Annotated in this window: 1 protein-coding gene; it reads left to right on the top strand. The window is 61.2% G+C overall.

All coding sequences use genetic code 11. The features are described from left to right. Positions 1-638: aminopeptidase P family N-terminal domain-containing protein (locus AC0B9F_RS38600; RefSeq protein WP_472010537.1), on the top strand; the 638-nt coding region annotated here is incomplete at its 5' end. Between the last annotated feature and the right edge of the window lie 375 nt (positions 639-1,013).

Raw genomic sequence — 1,013 nt, 5'->3', positions numbered from 1 at the left:
AGCGACTGTTGGACGCCAGTGCGGAAAGTGGGCTGGCGGGCGTACTGGCGTTATCTCCAGAGAATTTCGCGTATCTGGCTGGTTTTGCTGTCCCCTCACAGGAACCGCTCCGGTGGCGCCACGCGGCCGTGGCAGTCAACACCGACGGCCGAGCAGCAGTGCTGTGTGTCGACATAGAAGAAACCACTGTGCGTCACAGGCTTCCCGACGTCGATGCTTACGTGTGGCAGGAGTTCGAACAGAACGCGGTGGCCGTGATGGCTCAGATGCTTCGTGAGCTGGGTATGGAGAGCGGGAGCATTGGGGTCGAAACGGACTACATTCCCGCTAGAGATTACGAAGAGCTGACTGCCGCGCTTCCGCATGCCCAGCTACGGAGCGCGGAAAGAATGTTTGCGCTCCTGCGAATGCGGAAGAGTCGCCGGGAAGTGGAGTTGATCCGTGAACTGAGTCGCACAATAGATGCGGCCCTGGCCACCGCATTTGCGTCGGTGCACGAAGGGAGCTCGGAACTCGATCTCGCCGGAGCTGCCGTGGCGGCGCTTTCGCCGGCGGAGTCGACCGCGAACGCGGGATGGTCACCGCCAGCGGTGCCCGCAGCCATTTCCCGAACGTCCGCGCAACAGAACGACAATTAGTAAACGGAGATGTTGTTCGACTCGAACTGTTCGGGGTGAGCGGGCCGCCTCGACGAGGCCGTCGAGTTGTTTCGGTTCCGGATGATGCCCTACATGCTGTACCTGGCGCGCGGACGAGACCAGTTCAAGCCTGCGTGCTCAGTCCTGCTCGACAGCGACGGTGCTGGTCAGGAAGCTCGACGACAGATCCTCAAGGGTGGAGCCAAGGGCCGTCCGACCGTGACAAAAGATTTGAATGATGACCTTCTCTTGCTGCGCCCCGAAGCCGGAGTCGTGCCGTGGCGCCGTCCGTCCATCCCAGGTAGGACCGAAACTGATACGGGAGACCTTGAGGAGTCAGATCTTGGTTGGGTGGCCTAGTTTTGGACCGGGTGG

The sequence above is a fragment of the Streptomyces sp. NPDC097129 genome, assembly GCF_055668065.1.
This window is presented reverse-complemented; position numbering and strand designations above follow the sequence as displayed.